This is a genomic window from Achromobacter sp. FW305-C-30-7 (assembly GCF_058783105.1).
Genome location: NZ_JBYSYI010000005.1, coordinates 83659 through 109775, shown reverse-complemented (window position 1 = coordinate 109775; position 26117 = coordinate 83659). Strand labels below are relative to the sequence as shown.

The 26117-nt window shown below is 66.3% G+C and carries 27 protein-coding genes; 9 read left to right on the top strand and 18 right to left on the bottom strand.

The features are described 5' to 3' along the window. Positions 1–5 precede the first annotated feature (5 nt). From AC3WOB_RS17385 to AC3WOB_RS17360, 6 genes are all read right to left on the bottom strand, one after another. Positions 6–575 carry a flavin reductase family protein gene (locus AC3WOB_RS17385; RefSeq protein WP_492275709.1) on the bottom strand — a complete coding sequence of 190 codons (570 nt, stop codon included), beginning with the start codon at positions 573–575 and terminating at the stop codon, positions 6–8. Between the two features lie 10 nt (positions 576–585). Then, positions 586–1044 (bottom strand): nuclear transport factor 2 family protein, encoded by a 459-nt coding sequence (locus AC3WOB_RS17380; protein ID WP_207467113.1) that lies wholly within the window; start codon positions 1042–1044, stop codon positions 586–588. Positions 1045–1178: 134 nt separating this feature from the next. Next, positions 1179–1790, bottom strand: a complete 612-nt coding sequence (locus AC3WOB_RS17375) for an NAD(P)-dependent oxidoreductase (RefSeq protein ID WP_013390814.1) — start codon at positions 1788–1790, stop codon at positions 1179–1181. Between the two features lie 265 nt (positions 1791–2055). Beyond that, complete coding sequence (panE, locus tag AC3WOB_RS17370) at positions 2056–2985, bottom strand: 2-dehydropantoate 2-reductase (protein WP_207467115.1); 930 nt, start codon at positions 2983–2985, stop codon at positions 2056–2058. A gap of 50 nt (positions 2986–3035) precedes the next feature. Next, a complete protein-coding gene (locus AC3WOB_RS17365; RefSeq protein WP_492275708.1) occupies positions 3036–3965 on the bottom strand; it encodes a DedA family protein/thiosulfate sulfurtransferase GlpE in 930 nt (309 codons plus the stop codon). 134 nt (positions 3966–4099) lie between these two features. Then, entirely contained in the window at positions 4100–4741 is a 642-nt protein-coding gene (locus AC3WOB_RS17360) for a hypothetical protein (protein WP_207467119.1), read from the bottom strand. A gap of 730 nt (positions 4742–5471) precedes the next feature. On the opposite strand from AC3WOB_RS17360, the gene AC3WOB_RS17355 reads away from it, so the two are divergent. From AC3WOB_RS17355 to AC3WOB_RS17335, 5 genes are all read left to right on the top strand, one after another. Further along, entirely contained in the window at positions 5472–6503 is a 1032-nt protein-coding gene (locus tag AC3WOB_RS17355) for a BMP family protein (RefSeq protein WP_207467121.1), read from the top strand. Further along, a complete protein-coding gene (locus tag AC3WOB_RS17350) occupies positions 6500–8029 on the top strand; it encodes an ABC transporter ATP-binding protein (RefSeq protein WP_492275707.1) in 1530 nt (509 codons plus the stop codon). The genes AC3WOB_RS17355 and AC3WOB_RS17350 overlap by 4 nt, the downstream gene beginning before the upstream one ends. A 49-nt stretch (positions 8030–8078) precedes the next feature. After that, positions 8079–9152: an ABC transporter permease gene (locus AC3WOB_RS17345; protein ID WP_013390808.1), complete on the top strand. Its 1074-nt coding sequence runs from the start codon at positions 8079–8081 to the stop codon at positions 9150–9152. A gap of 10 nt (positions 9153–9162) precedes the next feature. Beyond that, the gene (locus AC3WOB_RS17340) at positions 9163–10113 is read left to right on the top strand and encodes an ABC transporter permease (protein ID WP_013390807.1); all 951 of its coding nucleotides are present in this window, start codon (positions 9163–9165) and stop codon (positions 10111–10113) included. A 211-nt stretch (positions 10114–10324) separates the two neighbouring features. Next, a complete protein-coding gene (locus AC3WOB_RS17335; RefSeq protein ID WP_013390806.1) occupies positions 10325–11605 on the top strand; it encodes an amidohydrolase family protein in 1281 nt (426 codons plus the stop codon). Between the two features lie 30 nt (positions 11606–11635). On the opposite strand, the gene AC3WOB_RS17330 is transcribed toward AC3WOB_RS17335, so the two are convergent. The 4 genes from AC3WOB_RS17330 to AC3WOB_RS17315 all read right to left on the bottom strand — a co-directional run bounded on the left by AC3WOB_RS17330 (position 11636) and on the right by AC3WOB_RS17315 (position 15992). Then, on the bottom strand, positions 11636–12469 hold the full coding sequence (locus AC3WOB_RS17330; protein WP_013390805.1) for an AraC family transcriptional regulator: 834 nt from the start codon (positions 12467–12469) through the stop codon (positions 11636–11638). A 79-nt stretch (positions 12470–12548) separates the two neighbouring features. Continuing rightward, positions 12549–13622, bottom strand: coding sequence for an extracellular solute-binding protein (locus AC3WOB_RS17325; protein ID WP_013390804.1), 1074 nt, complete (start codon positions 13620–13622; stop codon positions 12549–12551). A gap of 104 nt (positions 13623–13726) precedes the next feature. Next, the gene (locus AC3WOB_RS17320; protein WP_492275706.1) at positions 13727–14890 is read right to left on the bottom strand and encodes an alpha-hydroxy acid oxidase; all 1164 of its coding nucleotides are present in this window, start codon (positions 14888–14890) and stop codon (positions 13727–13729) included. Positions 14891–15095: 205 nt separating this feature from the next. Further along, positions 15096–15992 carry a phytanoyl-CoA dioxygenase family protein gene (locus tag AC3WOB_RS17315; protein WP_207467133.1) on the bottom strand — a complete coding sequence of 299 codons (897 nt, stop codon included), beginning with the start codon at positions 15990–15992 and terminating at the stop codon, positions 15096–15098. 159 nt (positions 15993–16151) lie between these two features. On the opposite strand from AC3WOB_RS17315, the gene AC3WOB_RS17310 reads away from it, so the two are divergent. Then, positions 16152–16448 carry an acylphosphatase gene (locus AC3WOB_RS17310; protein ID WP_013390801.1) on the top strand — a complete coding sequence of 99 codons (297 nt, stop codon included), beginning with the start codon at positions 16152–16154 and terminating at the stop codon, positions 16446–16448. Between the two features lie 78 nt (positions 16449–16526). Here the strand turns inward: AC3WOB_RS17310 and AC3WOB_RS17305 are convergent, their stop codons facing one another. The 6 genes from AC3WOB_RS17305 to AC3WOB_RS17280 all read right to left on the bottom strand — a co-directional run bounded on the left by AC3WOB_RS17305 (position 16527) and on the right by AC3WOB_RS17280 (position 21778). Next, positions 16527–17432, bottom strand: coding sequence for an EamA family transporter (locus AC3WOB_RS17305; protein WP_492275705.1), 906 nt, complete (start codon positions 17430–17432; stop codon positions 16527–16529). 42 nt (positions 17433–17474) lie between these two features. Continuing rightward, positions 17475–18530 (bottom strand): threonine aldolase family protein, encoded by a 1056-nt coding sequence (locus tag AC3WOB_RS17300; protein ID WP_492275704.1) that lies wholly within the window; start codon positions 18528–18530, stop codon positions 17475–17477. A gap of 5 nt (positions 18531–18535) precedes the next feature. Next, a complete protein-coding gene (locus tag AC3WOB_RS17295; RefSeq protein WP_492275951.1) occupies positions 18536–19270 on the bottom strand; it encodes an amino acid ABC transporter ATP-binding protein in 735 nt (244 codons plus the stop codon). 57 nt (positions 19271–19327) lie between these two features. Next, positions 19328–20017, bottom strand: coding sequence for an amino acid ABC transporter permease (locus tag AC3WOB_RS17290; protein ID WP_013390797.1), 690 nt, complete (start codon positions 20015–20017; stop codon positions 19328–19330). A gap of 9 nt (positions 20018–20026) precedes the next feature. Next, on the bottom strand, positions 20027–20773 hold the full coding sequence (locus AC3WOB_RS17285) for an amino acid ABC transporter permease (RefSeq protein WP_492275703.1): 747 nt from the start codon (positions 20771–20773) through the stop codon (positions 20027–20029). Positions 20774–20866: 93 nt separating this feature from the next. Continuing rightward, on the bottom strand, positions 20867–21778 hold the full coding sequence (locus AC3WOB_RS17280; RefSeq protein ID WP_332014460.1) for an amino acid ABC transporter substrate-binding protein: 912 nt from the start codon (positions 21776–21778) through the stop codon (positions 20867–20869). Positions 21779–21949: 171 nt separating this feature from the next. Here AC3WOB_RS17280 and AC3WOB_RS17275 point away from each other — a divergent pair, with 171 nt between their 5' ends. Next, entirely contained in the window at positions 21950–22882 is a 933-nt protein-coding gene (locus AC3WOB_RS17275; protein WP_013390794.1) for a LysR substrate-binding domain-containing protein, read from the top strand. A gap of 18 nt (positions 22883–22900) precedes the next feature. On the opposite strand, the gene AC3WOB_RS17270 is transcribed toward AC3WOB_RS17275, so the two are convergent. Then, positions 22901–23575, bottom strand: a complete 675-nt coding sequence (locus AC3WOB_RS17270; protein WP_013390793.1) for a flavin reductase family protein — start codon at positions 23573–23575, stop codon at positions 22901–22903. A 17-nt stretch (positions 23576–23592) separates the two neighbouring features. Then, positions 23593–24075 (bottom strand): VOC family protein, encoded by a 483-nt coding sequence (locus AC3WOB_RS17265; RefSeq protein WP_013390792.1) that lies wholly within the window; start codon positions 24073–24075, stop codon positions 23593–23595. A gap of 164 nt (positions 24076–24239) precedes the next feature. Between AC3WOB_RS17265 and AC3WOB_RS17260 the strand changes: the two genes are divergently transcribed. Beyond that, a complete protein-coding gene (locus AC3WOB_RS17260) occupies positions 24240–25163 on the top strand; it encodes a LysR family transcriptional regulator (RefSeq protein WP_013390791.1) in 924 nt (307 codons plus the stop codon). 96 nt (positions 25164–25259) lie between these two features. Continuing rightward, the gene (locus tag AC3WOB_RS17255) at positions 25260–26105 is read left to right on the top strand and encodes an urea carboxylase-associated family protein (RefSeq protein WP_013390790.1); all 846 of its coding nucleotides are present in this window, start codon (positions 25260–25262) and stop codon (positions 26103–26105) included. The last annotated feature ends 12 nt before the right edge of the window (positions 26106–26117 follow it).

Below are 26117 nucleotides of genomic sequence, written 5' to 3'. Positions count from 1 at the left end.
GATGATTACTCCGGATCGGAAACGTTGAAGGCTTCGCCGGTGGCAAAGAAGGAGCCGCCGGCCACGTAATGCACCGAGCGGCGCTGGGCGTCGGGGAAATGCCAGCGGTTGCCGGAAAACGCTTCCGGCTCGGCCCATGCGGCCACGACCTCGCCGATGAAGAGGTCATAGGCCTGCTGGTTGTGCGGCTCGGGCACGACTCGGCATTCGAGCCAGCCCAGGCAGCCGCTGATGAGCGGCGCGCCAATCTTGCTGGCGGGAAAGGTCGTCAGGCCGCTGGCCTGGAACTTGTCTTCGTCGCGCCCGGAATCGGTACCCACCCGCAGCGTGGCGCGGGCTTGCGCGCGCGACGGGATGCACAGCGCGAACTCGCCCGACGCTTCGATCAGGCCGCGCGTGTAGGTGTTCTTGTCCACCACCACCAGCATCTTGGGCGGGCTGAAATCCAGGGGCATGGCCCAGGCGGCCGCCATGACGTTGCGCGCATCGCCGTGGGCACTGGTCACCAGCACCGTGGGGCCGTGATTCAGCAGCAGGTAGGCGCGGGACAGGTCTACGGGTTCGATGGGGGACATGCGGCGCTTCCTAGAACATGCCGTTCTTGTTGGCGGGGTTCTCGGGGATTTCCTGGCTCACGTCCCAGTGTTCCACGATCTTGCCGTCTTCCACACGGAAGATGTCCATCACGGCCTGGCCGCGGTCTTCCGGCGAATCGCGCCACAGGTTGTGGATAAGCACCAGGTCGCCCTCGGCGATCACGCGCTTGATCTCGACGATGGACTGCGGATGCTGCTCGAAATAGGCGGGAAAGAAATCCACCAGGGGACCGACGCCATCCTGCATGTAGGGGTTGTGCTGGATGTAGTCCGGGCTGACGTACCGGCGCACCGCCTCGTCGATGTCGCGGTCCTGGAACATCATGCGGAAGAACGCCACCACCAGGTCCTTGTTGGATTGGGGCGCGGCTGCGGCGGCGGGCACCGCCGCCAGACAGGATGCGGCAACCAGCATGCAGAGGGCCAACGATTTCAACTTCATACGCATACAGGGCAAACTCAGGGGTTGGAACGCCGGCTGGCGGTGCGCCAGTTTACAAACAAAAACATCGGTTCCGGTCTGTGTCCGGAATGAAAAAGGGGCCTCTCGTCGAGGCCCCTTCAGTCCGTCGACAGTCGGAATCAATAGCCCACGGTGTAGCGGCGGCGCGAATGCTTGGGCGCTTCGAGCTCGTCGACCAGCGCGATGGCGTAGTCTTCCATCGAGATCCAGCTCTTGCCTTCGTCATCGGCCAGCAGCGTATCGTCGCCCAGCCGGAACTTGCCGGTGCGCTCGCCCGGCTCAAACAGCGCCGAGGGCGACAGGAAGGTCCAGTTCAGCACCTTTTCATGGCGCAGCGTGTCCAGGAACACCACGCCGGCGCGCGCCTCAGGCTTGTAGGCGTCGGGGAATTCGGGGGTGTCGATCAGCATCTTGCCGGGCGCAACCAGCAGGCTGCCCGCGCCCCCGACCACCAGCAGGCGCGGCACGCCCGCGTCCTTCACGGCACTCAGGAGCGGCTTGGCGTCCGACGACACGAAGCGCGATGCGCTGATCACGGCGTCATGGCCGGTCAGCAACGAGGTCAGCGCTTCCGGATCAGTGGCGTCGCCCTGCTTGATGGTCAGGCCGAGCTGCGGGTTCACGTCGGACAGGTTGCGGGCGATGCCCGTGACCTGGTGGCCACGCTTGAGCAATTCGTCAGCCACGCGCGAACCCACGCGGCCGGTAATTCCGATCAATGCAACTTTCATGGTCTTGCTCCTTGGGGTAGGGGAGCCAGGGCCGCCGCAACTTGCGGCGCTACGCGCTTTGGCTCAGGCAAAGCCATACTATTCGTTCAAATTCGATCAAAAAACCCGTAAAACCGGATGAGTTTTTTGCATTTTTTGCACCAATAACCAGGAAACCCGGTTGGAACGGGCCGACGGACCCACCCGTCGGACTCCCGGAACCCGCCCTGCCAGTGTGCTCCCGGCGGCCCCGCTTGAACAGGGGCCGCCCCAGGGGCAGAAGCGCTCAGCCAGCGGCGGCGCGCTGCGCCTGGTAGACCTGCAGATGCGCGTAAGCCGTGCGCAGGTAGGTCGCGTCCACGCCCAGGGTGCGGGCGCGCCGCACCATGTCACCGACGATATGATCCGCCTCGACCGGCAGGCCTTGGCTCAGGTCGCGGAACATCGACGCGGTAACGGGCTGGGTACGGTCCGTAATCAGCTTGCGCGCCGACGCGTCGGCCTCCGGCCGCACCGCGTGGCCCGAGGCGGCGGCAACGGCTTGCGATTCTTGCAGCAGCCCGCTCATGATGTCGATGCCGTCGTCGGTAGAGGCAATCTGCCCGACCGAGCCGCGCATCAGGCAGGTAGCGGCGGCCAGCGTCGTCAGGAACACGTATTTTTCCCAGATGTCCTGGTAGATGTCGGTGCTCAGGCGACTGACGTACTCGCCGCCGGCCAGGGCCTGTTCCAGCGCGACGCAGCGGTCGCTGCGGGCAGGGCCGGCACGTTCGCCGAAGACGATGTTGGCGTACTTGCCCAGATGAATCACTTCGCCCTCGGGACCCAAGGTGGCGTTGATCTGGCACAGCCCGCCCAGCACCCGGTGCGGCTCGAACTCGCGGTCCAGCACGTCGTACTGCAGCACGCCGTTCATGATGGGCAGCACCGCGGTATCGGGTCCGACCGCGGGGCGGATGGCCTCGATGGCGCTGGCCAGGTCATAGGCCTTGCAGCTCAGCACCACCACGTCGTAACTGCCTTGCAGGGTTTGCTGCGTGACCAGTTGCGGCTGCAGCGTGGCGTCGCCCAGCGGGCTCTTGATGCGCAGGCCCTGTTCGCGGATCCGTGCGGCGCGCGGTTCGCGCACCAGGAAGGTCACGTCCGCGCCCGCCTGGGCTGCCCGTCCGCCGAAGTAACCGCCGGTGCCGCCGGCGCCCAAGAACAAAATCCGCATGCCTGTCTCTCCTGTAGGCTGCCCGCCGTCTGCGCGGGCTCATGGCGGAATTATGCGCCTTGCGGGGGTAGCGGGTGCTCGTGCTCCTGCCAAGCCTGATATCCGCCGCGCAAGGCCCAGGTCTTGGGATAGCCGGCGGCGCGCAACCTCGACGCCAACAGCGCGGCCGAGGCTTCGTTGGGGCAGGCGCAGTACACGACGATGTCGGATTCCAGCGCCCCGGCGTCCAGCCGGGGCAAGGGCGCCTTCAGGTCCACGGCGATCGCGCCGGGGATGCGCTGCTCTTCGCGCAGCGCTTCGGGACGCACATCGAAAACCAGCGCATTGCGGCCGGCTTGGCGCCACTGCATCAACTCGTCCACCGACAGGCGCGGAATCACGCGCAAGCTGCGCAGCAGGATGCGGCGCCGCAGGAAGCGCGCCAGGATGTACAGCGCCAGCACCGACGCCAGCACGCCCAGTCCCATGGCGCCATAGGTGCCCAGGATTTCCAGGAAGTCGTTCACCACGTTGTGGAACAGGCCGCCCAGCAGCAGGGCCGACCCCGACCAGATCAGCGAACCCACCAGGTCATACCCCAGGAAGCGGCGATAGGGCGTGCCCGTCAGGCCCGCCATGACGGTGGACAGCGCGCCCGCGCCCGGCAGGAACTTGCACACCAGCAGCGCGCGCACGCCGATGCGCAGGTACAGGCGCTGCGTCTGCCGGATGCAGGAATCCTGCGACAGCGACATCTTGCAGATCACGCCCAAGAGGCGCGAACCATAGCGCTGCCCGGCCGCGTACCAGAGGCTGTCAGCCAGCAGGCAAGCGACCGTAGCCGCCATCCAGGGCACGAGCCACCCGCCCGCACCGCCCAGCGCGCCGGCGGCGATCAGCATGGGATAGGCGGGCACCGGCAGGCCGGCCTGCTCGACCAGCACGTTGGCGAACACCAGCCACCCGCCGTACTGTTCCAGCAGCAGTTGTATATCTTGCATGGGGTCTTCCAGCTTGCCGCGCACGCGCGCGGTTCATGCAGGTGATTTTAGGCTCGTGAAACCCGGATCGGCACGCCTGCAACTGCAACGGCCCGTTCCATGCCTCGAATTTCATCGAGCCTGGGCTGCGGCATTCAAATCGCCGCGCATTCAGCCCATCTCGCTGGCAGGGAGTCGTGATGGACGAGCCAGCGGTTGATGCCCGGATCGATCCAGTCCAGGACCTCCTGGATATCGTCGTGAATATCCTTCACCGAAGGCGCTACCCACAGCAACGGTTCATGGTGCATGACTCGGTTTCGCAAGTCGCGAATGCGGTTCAGGGACGAACTGATCGGGCCGCGCTGACGCTTGGCTTTGGGACAGGTGGGAAAGGCCAGGAGGAGACGCCCCCATAACGTGCGCCCATGTTGGGCATTGAACAGCCGCGTCCAAGATCCAAAAGTCAACTCGGCAACAATCTTATCGGTGGTGACGCGTTCCCGGCGTCGTTGAATCTTGCCCCCTGCGTCGCCCACCGCCCTTTGCAACCACTCGAACTCAGGGGAGGGCAAACCATTCCACCTGTCGACGCTTCCCATCGACCTGCTCAAACTTCGATGGATGGCGTTTCGAAGGACTATTTCCATCGTCTGCAAGGCAGGCATCAGCGCCTGCGCCAACAGGACATTGTGATCGTAGGCAACGGCCGCCCGTAACACGTCTCCGCCATAGCTGTTCAGGTAACGCCCCATTCGAGGGGCGGAGAACGCCGTTTCACGCAGTTTCCATTCCATTGGTCCTATTTCTCCTTCCAAGAAGGGCACTCCTGCACGCACCGCCGAAAACTTGGTTGAAAGCCATGCTCAAAAACGCTACAGTCGGCACGCTGCCCTAGAAAAGCCACTCCCAGATGTGAATGCTGGTGATGCAACTAGGTCCGAACGATGGCCCCACCCCGGTGGGGCCTCCCTATTTGAGCAACCGGTTCATCAAATCGGCCCGTGGCGCCCGCCTATCCTCAGACTGGCCCGCACCTGCCCGTTCTGTTTGCTGCGCACCAATACGCGGACCAAATTCAAGTCTCAATGATGCAGCGTCCGCAGGGCCGGCGATCCGTGCCCAGGTGAAATTCAGACACACTGAACTTCGACCTGACACGCGGTCTGTCCACCCCTTGAAACGCCGCGCACCGTCCTGGTGCCACCAATCCCCGCCAGGGTGCCTATAATCCTGCCCGGCCATCAGGTTTCCCCGACTTGTCGCGGGAACGCCCCATGGCATACAAATTGCTTCGCCAGGACTGGCTGCGAACCCGACCATTCGGAGGGGTGCGCCTCCTGGCGCTCCCATCCGATGACCGATCCCAAGCCCTCGTTTCCGTACGCTAGTCCCGGCACGCCTGCCGGCGGCCGCCATATGGAACCGGGCCGCGGCAGCGCGCGCTCCAGGCGCGCGCGGGCCCGTGTGGGACGCGCATCGCCTCCCATCCCCATCCCCTTCCTTCCCTGCGCAGGAGTCACCCGCATGAAAGCCTTTTCCACCCCGTCCGTCGCCGGCATCGCCCGCCGCGGCCTGCTCAAGCTGGCCGCCGCCGCTGTCGGCGCGCTGCTGTTCTCAGGCGCCGCCCAGGCCCAGGCGCCCGCCAAGACCAAGGTCGCCGCCATCTACACGGTGCCGGTCGAACAGCAATGGGTGTCGCGCATCCACAAGGCGCTGGTCGCGGCGCGCGATCGCGGCGAGATCGAATACACGTTCTCGGAAAACGTCACCAACGCCGATTACGAGCGCGTGATGCGCCAGTACGCCGAGCAGGGCAACAAGCTGGTGGTGGGCGAGGCCTTCGCGGTGGAAGCCGCCGCCCGCAAGGTGGCCAAGGACTATCCGCAAACCGCCTTCCTGATGGGTTCCTCGGGCAAGCCGCAGCAGCCCAACTTCTCGGTGTTCGACAACTACATCCAGGAACCCGCCTACCTGACCGGCATGATCGCCGGCGGCATGAGCAAGACGGGCAAGATCGGCCTGGTGGGCGGCTACCCCATTCCTGAGGTGAACCGCCTGATGCACGCCTTCATCGAAGGCGCCAAGGAAGTGAACCCGCAAGCCGAATTCACCGTGACCTTCATCGGTTCCTGGTTCGATCCCCCGAAGGCCAAGGAAGCCGCCTTCGCCATGATCGACAAGGGCGCCGACGTGCTCTATGCCGAGCGCTTCGGCGTGTCGGATGCCGCCCGCGAACGCGGCAAGCTGGCCATCGGCAACGTGATCGACACGCAGCAGCAATATCCGGAGACCGTGGTGGCCTCGGCGCTGTGGAGCATGGAACCGACCATCGACGAAGCGCTCAAGCAGGTGCGCGCCGGCACGTTCAAGGCGGATGACTACGGCCAGTACTCGCTGATGAAGCACAAGGGCTCGTCGCTGGCGCCGCTGGGCACCTTCGAAAGCAAGATCCCGGCCGACCTGATGGCCAAGGTGCAAGCCAAGCAGAAGGCCATCCTGGACGGCGGCTTCAGCGTCAAGGTCAACGACAAAGAACCCAAGTCCTCGGCACGATGAAATCAGCGCCTCTCGCCCTGCAACTGACGGGGATCACCAAACGTTTTGGCAGCCTCACGGCCAACGACGACATATCGCTCACGCTGCGCCAGGGCGAAGTGTTGGCCTTGCTGGGCGAGAACGGCGCCGGCAAATCGACCCTGGTGTCGATCCTGTTCGGCCATTACGTGGCCGACGCAGGCAACATCGAAGTCTTTGGCCAACCCTTGCCCGCCGGCCGGCCCGACGCCGCGCTGGCGGCCGGGGTCGGCATGGTGCATCAGCACTTCACGCTGGCCGACAACCTGACCGTGCTGGACAACATCATGGTTGGTACGGAATCGCTGTGGAAGCTGGCATCCGGCCGCGGCAAGGCGCGCCAGCGCCTGGTCGAATTGGGCCAGCGCTTCGGCCTGGGCGTGGACCCGGACGCACGCGTCGGCACGCTGTCGGTCGGCGAGAAGCAGCGGGTCGAGATCCTGAAGGCGCTGTACCGCGGCGCGCGCGTCCTGATCCTGGACGAGCCCACCGCGGTGCTCACGCCGCAGGAAGTGCAGGACCTGTTCGCCACCCTGCGCGGCTTCGTCGACGAAGGCCTGGCCGTGATCTTCATCTCGCACAAGCTGGACGAAGTGATGGCGGTGTCAGGCCGCGTGGCGGTGCTGCGCCAGGGCAAGCTGGTGGCCGAGCGCGAGACCGCCAGCACCAACCCGGCCGAACTGGCCGAGCTGATGGTGGGCCGCAAGGTCGTCATGCCGCACGCCGAAGCCGTGGCCGCCGCCGAGCAGGCCGCGCCCGTGGTGACGCTGTCGCAAGTGACGGTGCGCGACGGCCGCGACGGCGCCACGCGCCTGGACAGCCTGGACCTGGTGGTCCACAAGCACGAGATCGTCGCCATCGCGGGTGTGGCCGGCAACGGCCAGCAGGCGCTGGTATCGGTGCTGACCGGCCTGCGCCAGCCCACGGACGGCACCATACGCCTGGGCCCCGAGCATGCGGCGGCCCCCACGACGCCAGCCGGCTGGACTGCGGCCCACGTCGGCCGCATCCCGGAAGACCGCCACGGCGAAGGCGTGATCGGCGACAGCCCCTTGTGGGAAAACGCCATCGTCGAAGACCTGAAGGACCCGCGCTTTGCGCGCTGGGGCCTGATTCGGGCGCGCGCCGGCAAAGCGTACGCACAAGCCTTGGCCAAGCAGTTCGACGTGCGAGCCGCGTCGCTCGACGTCCGCACCCGCAGCCTGTCCGGCGGCAACATGCAGAAGCTGATCCTGGGCCGCACGCTGGCGCGCCAACCGCGCTTCATCGTGGCCGACCAGCCCACCTGGGGCCTGGACATCGGCGCGGTCGCCTATGTGCGCGAGCAACTGCTGGCGGCGCGCACGCGCGGCGCGGGCGTGCTGCTGGTATCCGAAGACCTGGAAGAAATCTTCGCGCTGGCCGACCGCATCGCCGTGCTGTGCAGCGGCAAGCTGATCGCCGTGAAGCCGGTGTCCGAATGGACGCCCGCCACGGTGGGCCTGGCCATGACGGGCACGCAGGGATGACAACCCGCTCCCTTCCGCGCGACTCCACCCCCTACCGAGCATTACTCGCATGAAACTGATCCTGGAACGCCGTCCGGAACCCAGCCGCCTGGCGCTGGCCCTGGCGCCTTTCGCGGCCATCGCCTTCACGCTGGCGGTTTGCACCTTGCTGGTGGCCTGGGCCGGCGCCCCCGTGGGCCGCACCTATGCCTTGCTGTTCGAAGGCGCGTTCGGCTCGCGCTTCGCGCTGTCGGAAACGCTGACCCGCGCCACGCCGTTGATGCTGACTGGCCTGGCCTGTGCGGTGGCGTTCCGCGCGCGCTTCTACAACATCGGCGCCGAAGGCCAGCTGTACCTGGGCGCGCTGGCCGCGGTGGCGGTGGGCGGCCTGCATGACGGCACCGGCTTCGACCTGCCGGTGCCCGCGCTGTTTGCCGGCATGATGCTGGCCGCCGCCCTGGCTGGCGCCTTGCTGCTGCTGATTCCCGCCATCCTCAAGACCCGCCTCGGCGTGGACGAAGTGGTGACCACGCTGCTGGGCAACTTCATCGTGCTGCTGTTCGTGTCGATGATGCTGGACGGCCCCATGAAGGATCCCATGGCCATGGGCTGGCCGCAGTCCGTGGCGCTCAACGGCGACCTGGAACTCGGCAAGCTGATCGAACGCACCCGCGCTCACACCGGCCTGCTGTGGGCCGCCGGCCTGGCGCTGGGACTGTGGCTGCTGAACCGCTACACCGTATTCGGCTTCCAGATGCGCGCGGTCGGCGCCAACGCACACGCCTCGCGCTTCCTGGGCCTGCCGGTGAGCCGCGTCATGCTGGGCACCGCCATGCTGTCCGGCGCGCTGGCCGGGTTGGCCGGCGCGATCGAGGTCGCGGGCCGCACCGGCTACGTCACGCTCGACATGTCGCCGGGCTATGGCTACACCGGCGTGGTGGTGGCCATGCTGGCCGGCCTGCATCCGCTGGGCGTGATCCTGGCCAGCCTGTTCGTGGCCGGCATGCTGGTGGGCGCGGACAGCATGAGCCGCGCCATCGCAGTGCCGAACTACATCGCCGACGTCATCGTCGCCACATCGTTGCTCGCCATGCTGGTCGCGACGCTATTCGCGCAGTACCGCCTGCGCCGCAACCGGGCCTGAGGAACACGCCATGGAATGGATGGATCTGATGAGTTCTTCGGCGTTCTGGGTGGCAGTGCTGCGCCTGGCGACGCCGCTGATACTGGGCACGCTGGGCGTGCTGCTGTGCGAGCGCGCGGGCGTGCTGAACCTGGGCATCGAAGGCATCATGGCCGCTGGCGCCTTCACCGGCTGGCTGGTGGTGTACCTGGGCGCGCCGCTCTATGTGGGCGTGCTGGCGGCCGCCTTTGCGGGCGCGGTATTCGGGCTGCTGCACGCAGTGCTGACCGTGCCACTCGGCCTGTCGCAGCACGTGTCCGGCCTGGGCGTCACGCTGCTGGCCACCAGCCTGAGCTATTTCGCCTACCGTGTCACCTTCCCCAGCGTGACCACGCCGCCCACCATCACGCCGTTCGCCGAGATGAAGTTCCTGGACGGCATTCCGTTCATCGGCCCGGTGCTGGCGGGACAGACGCCCATGACCTTGCTGGCCTTGGCCGCCGTGCCCATCCTGGCCTGGGTGCTGAACCGCACGCCGGTCGGCCTGGCGATCCGCATGGTGGGCGAGAACCCGGCTGCGGCCGAAGGGCAGGGCCTGTCGGTGACGCGCCTGCGCATGGGCGCCATCGTCGCGGGCTCCGCGCTGATGGGCGTGGCCGGCAGCTTCCTGACGCTGGCGGCGTTCAACGCTTTCTTCTTCAACATGGTCAACGGCCGCGGCTGGGTCTGCGTGGCGCTGGTCGTGTTCGCGTCATGGCGGCCCGGCAAGGCGCTGCTGGGCGCGCTGATCTTCGCCTTCTTCGACGCGCTGCAACTGCGCATGCAGCAAGGCGGCGCGGCCTTGCCCGGCCTGCCGGAATTGCCGTACCAGGTCTATCTGATGCTGCCCTATGTGCTGTCCATCCTCGCCCTGGTGGTGATGGCGCGCCGCGCCGCGTATCCGCAGGCGCTGATGAAGCCCTATCGCAAAGGCGAAAGGTAGGGGGCCCCCCCGAGCGCTGCGCGCTTCCCCCAGGGGCGTCGCGATGGACCGGCAGAGCCGGCTCCATGCGACCCGGATGGGGGAGCACCAGCTTCATGCCGCCAATGAGCATCGCTTCGGACCGGCTGAGCGTCCCGGATAGGGCGGCGCCGGTTTAATGCAACGAGGGGCGCAGTACCATGAACCACAGAAACCTTCAGCTAGGAACACCATGCTCGACCTGATACTCAGACACTGCACGCTGCCCGATGGCCGCCAGAACATCGACATCGGCATCGCCAACGGCCGCATCGTTGCGCTGGAGCCGGCGCTGAAGGCCGAGGCGGCGCAGACCGTGGACGCGGCGGGCCAGTTGGTGGCGCCGCCTTTCGTCGATGCGCATTTCCATATGGACTCCACGCTGTCCTTCGGACTGCCACGCGTGAACCAGTCCGGCACGCTGCTGGAAGGTATCGCGCTGTGGGGCGAACTCAAACCGCTGCTGACCCAGGAAGCGTTGGTCGAGCGTGCGCTGGCCTATTGCGATTGGGCCGTGGCGCGCGGCCTGCTGGCCATCCGTTCGCACGTGGACGTGTGCGACCCGCGCCTGCTGGCGACCGAAGCGCTGCTGCACGTGCGCGAGAAGGTCAGGCCCTACCTGGACCTGCAGCTGGTGGCCTTCCCGCAGGACGGCGTGCTGCGCGCCCCCGGCGCCCTGGACAATCTCAAGCGCGCGCTGGACATGGGCGTGGACGTGGTCGGCGGCATTCCGCACTTCGAACGCACCATGCAGGACGGCGCGGAATCGGTGCGCATCCTGTGCGAACTGGCTGCTGAACGCGGCCTGCGCGTGGACATGCACTGCGACGAAAGCGACGATCCGCTATCGCGCCATATCGAGACGCTGGCATACCACGCGCAACGCCTGGGCCTGCAAGGCCGCGTGACGGGCTCGCACCTGACGTCCATGCACTCCATGGACAACTACTACGTCTCCAAGCTGATCCCACTGATGCGCGAGGCCGGCGTGGCCGCCATCGCCAACCCGCTGATCAACATCACGCTGCAAGGCCGCCACGACACCTATCCCAAGCGCCGCGGCATGACTCGCGTGCCCGAGTTGCTGGCGGCCGGCGTGCCGGTGGCCTTCGGCCACGACTGCGTGATGGACCCCTGGTACAGCCTGGGTTCGGGCGACATGCTGGAAGTCGCGCACATGGGCCTGCACGTGGCCCAGATGACGGGCCAGGACGCGATGCGCGCCTGTTTCGAAGCCGTCACCACCACGCCGGCCAAGATCCTGGGTCTGGACGAAACCGGCCTGGCGGTCGGCAAGCGCGCTGATCTGGTGCTGCTGCAGGCGCGCGATGCCGTCGAAGCGCTGCGCCTGCGCGCCACCCGCCTGATGGTGCTGCGCGCCGGCCAGGTGGTGGCGACCACGCCGCCCGCCACCGCGACCCTGAACCTGCCCGGCCGTCCGGCCTCGGTCAGCTTCCAGACGCCAGCCCGCTGAGCGCGCAAGGCGCGGCGGCGGTGCCGCGCCTTACTTCAACGGCAGGCAGATGCGCGTTTGCAGCTGCGCCGGCGGCGTGGTGCGCGGATCATTCAGATACTGCTCGAACATCGGAAAATCCGCCGGCACCTCGCCGCTGCCGGGCAGCCATTCCGAGAACATCCAGTTGTAGGGCTTGTCCATCTCGTTGTAGGGCCCGGTGTAGGTCAGGATGGCGCAGCGGCCTTGCGGGATCTCGAAGCGTTCCAGCTCCGCGCCCAGGTCGGCGTCGGGCGCCACCGACATGCCGGCCATGGAACGCAGCTGGCTGGCCGGCACCTGCTCGGGGTCGTCGAAATACACGCCATAGCCAATGGAATCGGGCTGCGCAATGCCGCGGCTCACGGCCAGCATGAAGGCGCGCGAGAACAGCGGGCCGATCTCCTGATAGCTGCCGCGATGCGGCAGGACCGCCAGCGTCGCGCCGGGAAAAGTTTCGATCTTGATGGGATACATGCCTAGCTCCTGGGGGTCGAAGGGACGGGAGCGGACAGCCCGGTATCGCCCCGGCGAGATGCCGAAGGTCGCGCCGAATGCCCGGTTGAACGCCGCGTCCGACTCATAGCCGGCGCGCTGCGCCACCTCGCGCAAGGAAGCCTCGGAATTCCCCAACGCCACCGCCGCGCGGTGCATGCGGATACGCTGCACGGTGGCGTTCACCGTCTCTCCCATCATGGCGCGGTAGACGCGATGGAAGTGATAGGGCGACAGGCAGGCCAGCTCGGCCAGCCGGTACAGGTCCGGGTCGGCGTCGGGGTGGCTTGCCAGCCAGCGCAGGACGGGCTCCAGGCGCTGGCCATAGTGGTTCAGGGTTGCGGGCTTCATGCGGTCTCCTTGGAGAGCAATGTAGCGGGCCGGCCTTTGCAGATTTTGCGCTTTTTTGGCCCACCCGGGACAGAGGCCGTCAGCGCCCGATCTCCCGGTTCCAGCGGGCGTTGAACGCGGGCCGGGTCTCGTTGATCTGGTCCCAGTTCGGTATCTTGGCGTTCGACATATAGCCCTGGAAACGTTGCAGCGCATCCGCATGGTCGGCGGGAGCCAGCACGTTGCGGTTGGACGGGAAGTGCCCGCCCATCTCCAGCGCCTTGGTCTGCGCCCGCTCGGACAGCAAATACAGCGCCAGCTTCTGCGACAGCTCCGGCTGGCTGTTGCCGGCGACGACGCATTCGCCCACCATCAGGATCATCGATCCCTCCCTGGGTTGCGCGTATTCCACGTGCACGCCGCGCTTCTTCAGGCGAGTGATGGCGGTGGGTGTCCAGGGAAACAGCGCCGCTTCGTCGGCCTGCACCATGTCGGCCAGGCGCGCCGAATCCGGCAAGTATTCGCGCACGTTCGGGCCGACCACGGTCGGCCAGTGCGCGAAGCCCGGTCCGTAGTTCCGGTCGTCGCCGCCCAGGATGCGGTTGATCATCAGGAACGTATGCAGGCCAAAGGTGCTGCTCGAGGCCGACTGGACCACGACCTGGCCCCTGTACTTCGGATCGGCAAGGTCCATCCACGAAGTCGGCGGCGCCCAGCCCCGCTCGGCGAAGACCTTGGTGTTGTAGCCCAGGCCGGTCATGCCGATGTCGATCCCCGCGGCCATGCGATCCTTCTTCACCGCGGTGGGGTACAGCTCCTTCAACACCGGATCGTCATTGAGTTGCGCGCACAGCCCCATGGATATCGCGCGCGCCATGACGCCGTCGTCCAGGAACATAAGGTGCAGCCGCGGCTTGTCCTTTTCCGCTTGGGCCCGCGCCAGCACCTCTGTCGATATGCCCGGCTCCACCACAATCCGGACGTTATGGGCGCGCTCAAAAGCCGGAAACACATGCTGCGTGAACACCCGCGCCATGTCGCCGCCGTTCATGCCGACATGCAGCGTGGTCTGCTGCGCCGCGGCCCCGGCCGACAGCAACGCCGCCACCGCCGCGCCCAGCAGCCGCTTGCCCGCGCCCGGGTGGCGTGCCTTGTCTTGTTTGTTACGCGTCATGATGGCTCCTGCGTTTGCTCATGTGCCCTCCCAGAGCGCGCGCCAACGAAAAAAGCCTGGCACGCTACCGTATCCAGGCTTTTTCTCATGGGCCGCCGAACCGTTCAGTTCGGGTAGGTGCCGGGCAGCAGGATGCTGCGGTCGCCGGGCTCGATAGAGCGACGGCCGCACAGCGCCATCGTCGTATCCATTTCCTTGTACAGGATCTCCAGCACGCGTTTCACGCCGGCCTGGCCGTAGGCGCCCAGGCCGTACAGGAAGGCGCGGCCGATCATGGCGCCGCGCGCGCCCAGCGCCACGGCCTTCAGGATGTCCTGGCCGGAACGCACGCCGCCGTCCATCCACACTTCGATCTTGGAACCGACGGCATCGGCGATCGAGGGCAGGGCGGCGATGGACGACATGGCGCCGTCCAGTTGGCGTCCGCCGTGGTTGCTGACGATGAGCGCGTCGGCGCCGCTATTGGCGGCCATCTGCGCGTCCTCGACGTCCAGGATGCCCTTGATGATGAGCTTGCCGCCCCAGCGCTGCTTGATCCATTCGACGTCGTCCCAGCTCAGGCGAGGATCGAACTGGTCGGCCGTCCAGGACGAAAGCAAGGACAGGTCGTCCACGCCCTTGACGTGTCCGACGATGTTGCCGAAGGTGCGGCGCTTGGTGCCCAGCATGCCCATGCACCAGCGCGGCTTGGTCGCCAGGTTGATGAGATTGCGCAGGGTGGGCTTGGGCGGCGTCGACAGGCCATTCTTGATGTCCTTGTGGCGCTGGCCCATGATCTGCAGGTCCAGCGTCAGCACCAGCGCCGAGCAGCCGGCAGCCTTGGCGCGGTCAATGAGGCTGGCGACGAACTCGCGGTCGCGCATCACGTAGAGCTGGAACCAGAAGGGCTTCTTGGTCGCTTCGGCCACGTCTTCCAGTGAGCAGATGCTCATGGTGGACAGGGTGAAGGGCACGCCGAAATCCGCCGCCGCCTTGGCCGCCAGGATTTCTCCATCGGCGTGCTGCATGCCGGTCAGGCCGGTAGGCGAAATCGCCAGCGGCATGATGACATCGTGGCCCACCATGGTGGTGCGCAGCGACCGGCCTTCCATGTTCACCGCCACGCGCTGGCGCAGCTTGATCTTCTGAAAATCGCTTTCGTTGGCGTGGTAGGTGCCTTCGGTCCAGGCGCCGGAATCCGCGTAGTCGTAGAACATGCGCGGCACGCGTTTCTGCGCAATGGCGCGCAGATCTTCGACGCAGGTGATCTTGGAAAGGTTAGCGGTCATGAAGTGGTCTATGGAGTGATGGGGCGCCAGCTGCGGCTCGTTATTGTTAGACGCCGGGCCGCCAGCTGCGGGCAGCTCCAGCGATTGCGCGGGCCCCCCAGGGCCCGCAACGCCGCCCAGTATACGCGCCGAGGCCGGCAAGCGTTGCTTGCCGGCCTCGTTCGCCCCCCTTATCGCAGGGACTCTTGCGGCCCCTGCGCCCCCGTTATCGCGGCCAGACTTTGGACACCGCCCGGATCGTGGCCCAGGCCACCCAGCGCGGGCTGGTCAGCCGCGCGCCCGGCAAACGGCGCATCACGTCCACGGCCAGCCCGCCGCGCTTGTGCCACTGCTTCTTGCGGGTCTGGCTGTCGGTCCAGCGGCCTTCCAGCCACGGGAACTCGCGGCGTCCAGGCTTGTAGACCGGCGGCGTGTTGTAGATCAGGATGTAGGCCAGGCGCGGCGACTGCGAGGTGTTGGGTCCGGTGAAGTGCAGGGTACGGGCGTCGTGCACCGTGATGCCGCCCGGGTCCAACGGTTCCGGCACCGCCTGGTCGCGCGCGAAATCGCCGCAGCATTCCAGCGGATGCAGGGTCTTGTCGCCGCCCGGCGATCGATGCTCCAGCACGTCCCACTGGTTGGAGCCCGGGATGAACTGCATGCAGCCGTTTTCTAGCGTAGCCGGCTGCAGCGCCAGCCAAATGCTGAGTTCGTTGTAGATGAAGTCCGGCGAGCGGAACGCTTCGTCCTGGTGCCACGGGGTTTCCGGTCCGTGCGGGCCAGGCTTGAGCAGGGCGTGCTCGCCGTACAGGGCGGCCTCGGGGCCCAACAGCTGGCGCGCCAGTTCCAGGGTGCGCTCGTGATACTCGGTCTTCAGGAGGCCCGGGGCATAATGGCGCGGATCGTGCAAACTGGGAAACTTGGCGGGTTTGGACGGGTCGTCACGGCTCACAAAGTCATACTGCGCACCCTCGTTGTAGCCGGTCTTGTTCGCAAACAGGTCGAGCAGCGTCCTGCGGATGTAACCCACCTCGTCCTGCGGGCACATGTCGTTCAGGGCCAGGTAACCTTGCTCCCTGTAGCGCGCTGTCTCAGCTTCCGACAACAAACTGGTCTCTTCCATAATGGCTTCTCCAAGCTCTGGTAACGGTGTTCCCGTTGGCACGTTTTGACATGAGCTCTAACGTATCGCCAGGCGACCCCCGGGCCTATAGACCATCCGCCGTAGTCACTACCGTCTACGTACATCGCCGAGCGCGGCGCCTCATCCAAGAGAGAAACAATGCAAGACCCTAAAGCCGATACCCATATCGAGACCGTGCACGTCACGATTACCGGCACCGTGCAGGGCGTGGGCTACCGCCACGCCACGGTGCGGCGCGCCCACATGCTGGGCGCCAAGGGATGGGTGCAGAACCTGCCGAACGGCACGGTCGAAGCCCTGGTGCAAGGCACCGCCGATCAGGTCGACCACATGCTGGAATGGCTGCGGCGCGGTCCCCCGGGCGCCAGCGTGGAAGAGATCACCACCCGCCGGGAGTACACCGATAAGCGTTACATCCGTTTCGAGCAACTCTGAGGCCGCCGGGTCTGCTCGCCGTTACGGCTTAGTCCGCACGGGCGAGGCGGCGCGGGGTAGGGTTCTGGGCAGCCCGAATCAGCGTGTGCGCAGCCAGCGCCCGCCCAGCTGGTTGAAAAGCAGGCCGGCCAGGACGCAGGCCACGCCCAGCCATTGCAGCGGCTCCAGCCGCTCGCCAAAGGCCATCGACGCGGCCCACAGCCCCACCACGGGAACCAGCAGCGAGAACGGCGCGATCTTGGCGGCGGCGTGGCGCGTCAGCAATTGCGTCCATAGCGTGTAGGCCACCAAGGTGGCCAGCACCGCCAGGTACAACACCGACAGGATTTCGCCCCAGCCCATGCCCAGGATCATGCCGGCCACCGGCTCCCAGCCGTCGATCAGCACGGCCAGCAGCAGGAAAGGCAGCACCGGTGCGGCGCTGCTCCAGGCGATGAAGGCAAACGGGTCGTAGCCGGGCGCCTTGCGGCTGGCCAGCCGCACGATGATGTTGGACACGGCCCACATGAACGCGCCGCCCAGCGTCAGCGCAAAGCCCAGCATGGTCATCTGGCCCGGTCCTTCGCCGCGGCCGCCAGCGATGACCGCCAGCCCCAGCGCCGCCACGCCCAGCCCGATCCAATGATGGCGCTGCGCGCGCTCATGCAGCAGGGGCGCGGCCAGCAGCAGCGTGAAGAAAGCCTGCGTCTGGATCACCAACGACGCCATGCCGGCCGGCATGCCGAACTTCAAGGCGGTGAAGAGCAGCCCGAACTGGCCCAGGCCCTGCACCAGCCCATAGGCCGCCACCCAGCGCCAGGGCAAGCGCGGCGCGCGCACGAAGAGAATCAGGGGGAAGGCCGCCAGCGCGAATCTCAGCGCGCCCAGCAGCATGGGGGAAAGACCCCGCATGCCGACTTTCATGGCGACGAAGTTGGTGCCCCAGATGACCACGACCGCCAGTGCGCAGAGATAGTCTTTTCGGGAAAGATGGGTCGTGGTCATGCGGCATTATCGCATCGCGACCGCCCCCCGAAACGGAGCAGATCAGCCGGCGTTCAGCACCGTTTCGAAAGCCCGCACGGCCGCGTCGATGTCGGCGTCGCCGATGTGGCGGTGGGTCACGCAGCGCAACCGCGTACGGCCCCAGGGGCGCACCAGCAGGCCCGCTGCCTGCAGCGCCGCGACCCACTCGGTATTGCTCATGCCGGTGCCGGCCGTCTCTACCTGCACGATGTTGGTCTGCGGTTCAGTGGCCGAGATCGTCCGCCCCAGGCAGTTGATGCCGGCGCTCAGGCGGCGCGCGCGGACGTGGTCCTCGGCCAGCCGCCCGCTCATTGCCTGCACGCCTTCCAGGCCGGCCGCGGCCATGATGCCCGACTGGCGTTGCGTTCCGCCCAACATGCGGCGCAGCACGCGCGCGCGGGCCATGACAGGCTGGCTGCCGACCAGCACCGCGCCAACCGGCGCGCTCAAGCCCTTGGACAAGCACAGGGACACCGTGTCGGCATGGCGGGCGATCTCGCCCGCCGCCACGCCCAGCGCCACGGCGGCGTTGTACAGGCGCGCGCCATCCAGGTGCACGGGCGCGCCTGCCGCTCGCGCCAGGGCGTGCACCGCCTGCATATGGTCCAGCGGCAGCACCGCCCCGGCGGCATTGTTGTGCGAGGTTTCCATCGTCACCAGCGCCGTTTTCAGCCGGTGGCCGCCGGACAGCAGGGCTTCCTCCAGGCGGTTCAGGTCCATGGCGCCGTCAGTGCCGGGCACGCCCAGGTAGAACGAGCCGGTGAACGTGGCGGCGCCGCGCTCGGACGTGTACATGTGGGCAGCCGACTCCAGCACCACCTGTTCATTGCGCTGCGTCTGCGCCAGCACCGCCAACAGGTTGGCCATGGTGCAGCTGGGCACGAACAGCCCGGCTTCCTTGCCCAGCTGCGTGGCCACGTAAGCCTCGAGTTCGCGCACGGTGGGGTCGCCGTCCAGGCCGTCATCGCCGATGGGCGCGGTGCGCATGCGTTCGTACATGGCCGCGGTGGGATGGGTGACCGTGTCGCTGCGCAGGTCGACGGGTGCGCGGGCGGCGGCGGGGTGGGTCTGGGTCATGGCTATCAGTGCTGCAGGATTTTGGAAAGAAACTGGCGCGTGCGCGGCGCACGCTCCTCCACATCGCCGAAGAACTGCTCCTTGTCGCAGTCTTCCACGATCTTGCCGCCGTCCATGAAAATCACACGGTCGGCGACGCGGCGGGCAAACCCCATTTCATGGGTCACCACCATCATCGTCATGCCTTCGGCGGCCAGGTCGGTCATCACGTCCAAGACCTCGTTGACCATCTCCGGATCCAGCGCCGAGGTCGGTTCGTCGAACAGCATGACCACCGGGTCCATCGACAGCGCGCGCGCTATCGCCACGCGCTGCTGCTGGCCGCCCGACAGTTCGCCGGGATGCTTGTCCTTGTGCGCCGACAGGCCCACACGCTCCAGCAGGGCCAGCGCGCGCTGGCGGGCCTCTTCCTTGCCACGCTTGAGCACCTTGAGCTGGCCCAGGCACAAGTTCTCCGTCACCGACAGGTGCGGGAACAGCTCGAAGTGCTGGAACACCATGCCGGCCACCGCACGCAGCTTGGGCAGGTTGGTGCGCGGATCGCCCACCGAAATGCCGTTGACCTGGATCTCGCCCTTCTGGAAGGGCTCCAGCGCATTCACGGTCTTGATCAGCGTGGACTTGCCCGAGCCAGACGGCCCGCAAACCACCACCACCTCGCCGCGGCCCACGGTGGTGGAGCAATCGTCCAGTACCTGGAAGTCGCCGTACCACTTGCTGACCTGCTTGATCGCTATCATCGGGGGCTGGGAAGAGAGTTGCATTGTTGGAACCTGTGGATAACTGGAAGGGCTGCGCTAGCGCAGCACTCGCGTGCGCTTTTCCAGCAGCTTGACCAGGCGGGACGCCGTGAAGCAGATCACGAAATACACCACCGCCACGAACAAATAGAGCTCCACCAGACGGCCGTCGCGCTGGCCGATCTTGGCCGCCGCGCCGAGGAAGTCGGTCAAGGACAGCACATACACCAGCGAGGTGTCCTGGAACAGGATGATGATGCGCGTCAGCAACGCCGGCAGCATGTTGCGGAAGGCCTGCGGCAGCACCACGTAGCGCATGCCCTGCCAGTGGTTCAGGCCCAGCGCCATGCTGGCCGACACCTGGCCGCGCGCGATCGACTGTATGCCCGCGCGCATGATCTCGCAGAAGTACGCGGCCTCGAACAAGGTGAAGGTGATCACCGCCGAATTGAACGCCCCCACGCGCAGCGGCGTGGGCGACCCCACCACCCAGGCGGCGATGTAGGGCACCAGGAAGTAGAACCAGAAGATCACCAGCAAGAGCGGTATCGAACGCATCACGTTGACGTAGATGCCCGCTGGTACCGACAGTATCTTGAAGCGCGACAGCCGCATCATCGCCAGCAGCGTGCCCAACGCCAGGCCCATCACGCCCGCCAGCGCGGTCAGCGTCAGCGTGAACGTCATGCCCGTCTTGAATAGATAGGGCAGCGCCGCCCAGATCACATCGAAATCGAATTTGCCCATGGTGTCGTCCTAGGGCCTTTTCGCCGAACCGATCAGTCCGGGAACCGCAACATGGCGTTCGAGCAGGCGCATGCCCAGCACCACTATGCCGTTGATGATCAGATAGATCACCGTGGCGGCGGAGAACGCCTCGAAAATATGGAAGCTGAACTCCTGCATGGAGCGGGCCTGTCCCGTCAGTTCCAGCAGGCCGATGGTCAGCGCCACCGAGGAATACTTGATGGTGCCCATGAACTCGGAGGTCAGGGGCGGCAGCACGATGCGGAAGGCTTCGGGCAGGATGATGTAGCGGTACACCTGCGTCTCGGTCAGACCCAGCGCGGTGCCCGCCTGGAACTGGCCGCGCGGCAGCGACTGTATGCCCGCGCGCACCTGTTCGGCCACGCGCGCCGATCCATAGAATCCCAGGCACAGCACCGCCGGCACGAACTGGCCCCAGGGCTGCGGCATTTGCTTCATCGCCAGGCCCCAGGCATGCGGCAGCAGCTCGGGCAGCACGAAATACCACAGGAACATCTGCACCAGCAGCGGGATGTTGCGAAACACCTCCACATACGTCGCGCCCAGCGCATTCAACAGGCGCGAACTGGCGGTGCGCATCACGCCCAGCCACGCCCCGAACAATAGCGAGAACGCCCATGCGGTAAGGGCCAGCGCCAGGGTCCAGCCCACGCCGATGAAGATCGTCTCCAGGAAGGTATGCACGCCATCCGGCGACATCTCCAGGAAGACGCTCCAACTCCAGTTGTAGTTCATGCCCGTCCCTTGATGGCGATGCCGGCCGCGCCTGGCGGCCGGCGTCCTTGCACGGCGGTGCGCGGGATGCCCGGCATCCCGCGGACAACCTGCTTACTCGTAGGCCTTGGGATCGCCGGAATCGGTCGGATTGGCCAGCGCGCGCTTCAGGGCATCGCTCATCGGGTACTTCAGGTTGATCTGCTTGGGCGGGATCGGCGCATTGAAGTACTTGTCGTAGATCGCTGCCACCTTGCCCGTCTTGATCAGATCGCGCACCGCGTCGTCCACCACTTTCTTGAAGGCCGGATCGTCCTTGGGCTCCATGATGCCGTAGGGCGCCATTTCCAGGCCCTTGGTACCGATCACGAAGGCGTCGGGATTCTTCGACGAAGCCACCGCGCCATAGGCGATGCCGTCGTCATTGGCCGACCCCGCGGCGCGGCCCGATTCCACCATCAGTATGGTTTCGGCGGTGTCCTTGGTAGGCGCCATGGTGATGCCCAGGTTGCCCTTGGCGTTCAGCTGCGAGATCAGCCGGAAGGTCTGGCCGCCGGCCTGCGCGGCGATGGACTTGCCGCGGAAGGACTCCAGATTGTTGGGATCCACGCCGCCGTCCTTGCGCGCCACCAGCACCACCTGCGCCACGAAAGTCGTGGGCGCGAACGACACCAGCTTGTGGCGGTCCAGGTTGTTGGTGGTGTTGCCGCATTCCAGGTCGATGGTGCCGTTGGCCAGCAGCGGGATGCGCGTGGCCGACGTCGTCGGGTTGTAGCGCACTTCCAGCTTGGGCAGCTTCAGGGCGGCCTTCACGTACTGGGCGACTTCCTGGCAGATCTCCACCGTATAGCCGATCGGCTTCTGGTTGCCGTCGAGATAGGCGAAGGGGACCGAGGTCTCCGGGTGGCCCAGCGTGATCACGCCGGTTTCCTTGATCTTGTCCAGGCGGCTGGGGCCTTCGGCGTGGGCGGAGGCCGCACCACCCAAGAGGGCCACGGCGGCGGAGATCGCAGCAAGTGCTTTCATCTGATTCCCTTGGCGCCGTTCGAGCGGCGCATGCTTATGTTCACGATCGACGGCGCCAGCCAGGCTGACAGCCGCCTCGTCCCGCGATGAGCCCCGCGGCTGGCGAAAAGTATCAACTAGCGGTATGGTTTTATCCAGTTCCAATCAAGTATTCCTCTATACGGATTTGACATGGCCATTCCACGGATGGGCCTGAGGCACATCGAGGCGTTCCGCGCCGTCATGATGACCGGCTCAATGACCGCCGCCGCGCGCCGCGTGCACACCTCGCAGCCGCACGTTAGCCGCTTAATTGCGCAATTGGAAGCCATTACCCAGTTCGCCCTGTTCGACCGCAACGGCAGCCGCCTGAGCCCGACGCAGGACGGCTCGCGCTTCTTCCAGGAAGTGGAGAAGACCTTCATCGGCCTGGCCGGACTGGAGTCAGCCGCGGCCAGCATCCGCTCGTTCAGCGCCAGCCGCCTGAGCGTGGCCGCCATGCCGCGGCTGGCCGGCGGCCTGTTGGCGCGCATCGTCGCCGCCTTCAAGACGGAATACCCGGACGTGATGGTGTCCATCCATTCCGGCAACGCCAGCACGGTGCACAACTGGATCAGTTCAGGGTTCTGCGACACCGGGCTGGCCATGCTGTCGGGAGACTCCCCCGGCATCCAGGTCGAACCCGTGCTGACGATGAGCTGCGTAGCGGTGGTGCCCAAAGGCCATCGCCTGGCCAAACTGAAAAAACTCAAGCCCGCGGACTTCGCCGGCGAGCCGTTCGTGGCCTTCACCAGCGGCACGCCGCTGCGCGAAAAGATCGACGCGGTGTTCAGGACGGCCAAGGTCGAACGCCAGACCGTGGCCGAGGCCGGCCTGGGCTCGTCCATCTGCGCCCTGGTCGGCGCGGGCCTGGGCGTGGCCCTCATCAACCCGCTGGCCGCGCGCGAGGAGTACGCCGCCCACAATGTCGAGATCCGCCCCTTCAGTCCCGCCGTGCCGGTGACGGTGGCGCTGCTTTACCCGCCGTACCACACGCGCACGCGGCTGGTCAGCGTGTTCTCACGCTATGCGCACCAGCTCATGCTAGAGGAGATGGGGGATCTGAAGGCGCGGACGGGGCGGTGACGCCGCGCGCTGGTTCCATCAGCGCTCTCCGGCGCCTTGCTCCAGATACCGCTCGGCCTCGCCCGACTGCTTCAACGCCTCCCACTGCGCCAGCGTCAGCTGGGGCATCTGGAAGGCCGCCTGCGGCCTGCAATACCAGCCCGGGTTGTGCAACCGCGCCAGCAGATCCATCGCCGGGCCATCCAGATACAGATGCTCCCGGTCCGCCACCACGTCGTCTCGCACGTGCATGGCCGCCACTTGCGCCACGATCAGGCTGCGGCGGTCGATGCGCATCAGCTCATGCACCCGGCACTCGAACGCCACCGGCGATTGCGCCACCCAGGGCACCTCGATGCGCCGCGATGGCGACAGCTCCAGGCCGGCTTCCCGGGACTCGTCCACGCCCGCCGGAAAATCCACCGCGGTCACATTCATCCGCCCGGCCTGCGGCGCGGACACCAGGCTGACCGTGAACTCGCCACGCTCGGCGATGTTGCGCGCGGTGTCCTTGGGCGCATCGCCGCGCACGCCGATGCCGACGCAGATCAGCGGCGGATCGCCCGACATCAGGTTGAAAAACGAGAACGGCGCCACGTTCGTCGTCCCTGCGGCGTCACGCGACACGATCCAGGCAATGGGCCGCGGCACGATCGCCGCGGTCAGCAGCTTGTAGCGCGCCGGGCCCGCCAGGTCATTCAGATCGATGAACATGGCTTATCCCCAGCCCCTCAGTCCCGGCCCTGCGACGGCGCGGCGCCTTGCGCGGCCTTCGCGTCGGCGAAGGCGCGGTCGCTGCGCTTGCAGCGGCAGCGGCCGATCTGATGCAGCTCAATCAGGTTGCCGACCGGGTCGCGCAGGAACAGCTGCATGAGTTCGGGCGCCGCCACGTTGTCCAGCTTCCAGTAGTCCACGGCCAGGCGCTGCAGTTCCGCCTCGGCCGCCGCGATATCGCGCACCGCCAGCGCCACATGGTTTTCCACAGGATCACAGCCCGGGCCTTGGGAATAGGGCGACGGCCCGTCGCTGCCCAGCAGATGGATCTGGCAGTCGTTGCCCATGTCCAGGAAGTACCCGGCGATGCCCGGAATCTCCCAACGGCCACGGTCCGTGTCCAGCCCCAGCACGTGTCCATAAAACGCGCCCATGGCCGCGACCTTGTCCAGCGGCATGCGCACGGCGTGATGATGCAGCTCCAGAACTTCCAGCGCCATTTGTCTCTCCTTGGTTTTCATCGGCCTGCGCCCACGCGCGGCCAAGGCTGGAATGTTGGTCCCGGTCCGAACGCCGGGGAATGCCGTCCCGAGCAATCGAGAAGTGCACCAGACGCAACCCTGGAACGCCCGCCGGGTTTGTCCGCCGCGCTATGCTTGGACGCATGAAACCGCTAGACCTGAATCTGCTATTGACCCTGGACGTGCTGATCCAGGAAGGCAGCGTCGTCGGCGCGGCGCGCCGGCTGAACCTGAGCACTCCCGCCATGAGCCGCAGCCTGGCACGCATCCGGGAAGCCGTCGGCGACCCCGTGCTGGTGCGTTCCGGCCGGGGCCTGGCGCCCACGCCCCGCGCGCTGGCCCTGCATGAACAGGTGCGCCACGTGATCGATCAAGCGCAGGCCGTCTTCACGGCCTTCGGCGAAGACGTCAATCTGGCGACCTTGACCCGTGTCTTCACCTTGCGCGCCAACGACGTGTTCGTGGGCGGCTACGGCGGCCGGCTGCGCGAACACTTGCGCCGCTATGCGCCGCGCGCCGTGCTGCGTTTCGTCTCCGAAGGCAATCACGACGCCGACGCGCTCAGCGGCGATGCCGATCTCTATATCGGTTCCTCGCAGAAGTTCGGCGCCGATATCAAGGTGCAGACCCTGTTCACTACCGCCTTCTGCGGTCTGGCGCGCAATGAACACCCGATCTTCAAGGCGCCCATCACCCCGCAGCGCTTTTGCGCCTACGACCACGTCAGCGTCTCACGTCGGGGACGCGCGCAAGGACCTATAGACGACACCCTGGAAGAACTCGGGTTGGCGCGCCACGTCACGCTGATCACGCCCACCTTCCACGCCGCGATCTTCGCCCTGGCCGATTCCGACCTGGTGCTGCCGTCGATGCCCCAGAACCTGATGCCCGGCGTCGAGCGCCTGGGCCTGAAGCTGCGCGCCTTCGAAGTGCCGGTGTCCATGCGCCCGGTCACGGTGGTGCAGGCCTGGCCGCCTCGGCTGGACAGCGACCCGGCACACCGCTGGCTAAGGCAGACGATCAAGCAGGTCTGCGGTACGCCTGCGGAAGCTTCCCCGACCCTGTAAAAATAGGGCTCCAGGCCTTTTCCTCTCCTGTATACTGCCCCACAATTGTTCAACAATCCTGGCGTTGGATCCAGGAGCGTTTCCAGGAGGCAGGCCATGTCGAATTACCCCGCGGCGTACCAGGTGAGCAAGGGTTCGGTATTGAATGTGGACCGGGATTTCTACCGGACGCTCATCGCCGACCCGGCGCAGCGCAAGCTGCTTGAAACGCACGTCGTTCCCATCCGCAGCGGCTTCGCCTGGAAGGTTCCGGCCGGCCACGTTTTCCGTATCGTCACGCTGGAAGGCCCGCAAGTGGCGGACTTCAATATGTGGAACCTGCACAATCCGCGCGAACGCATGTGGGCCTCCCGCACCCGCCAGCTGCAACAGGCGCATGTGAGCACCCACGACCGCATCTGGTCCACGCTGCCGTACCTGCGCCCCATGGTCACGATCACCGATGACACGCTGGCCGGCTACGGCACGGACAGCGACGGCGGACGGGTGCACGATCTACTGGGCACGCGCTGCGATCCCTACGTCAACAAGCTGCTCAGCGGCGAGGACTTCCACTTCCATTGCCATTCCAACCTGACCCGCGCCGTGGCGCCGCACGGCCTGACGGAATTCGATGTCCACGATGTTCTCAACGTGTTCCAGGTCACAGGGCTGAACGACGACGACAAGTACTTCATGAAGGCATGTCCAGCCAAGCCGGGCGACTATCTGGAGTTCTTCGCCGAAATGGACCTGCTCTGCGCCTTGTCCACCTGCCCCGGCGGCGACCTGTCCGTGCCGATGTGGGGCCCCGATGCGCGCGATCCCATCGACGTGTGCCGCCCCCTGGGCGTGGAGGTCTATGCGCTGGATCCGGCCCTGCTGCAAGGCTGGACACCGCCCGAGGTTTCACCGTATAAGGGCGTCCACGGACTGCACCCTGAAAAGGTCGAGTGGAAATAACAACAACAGGCG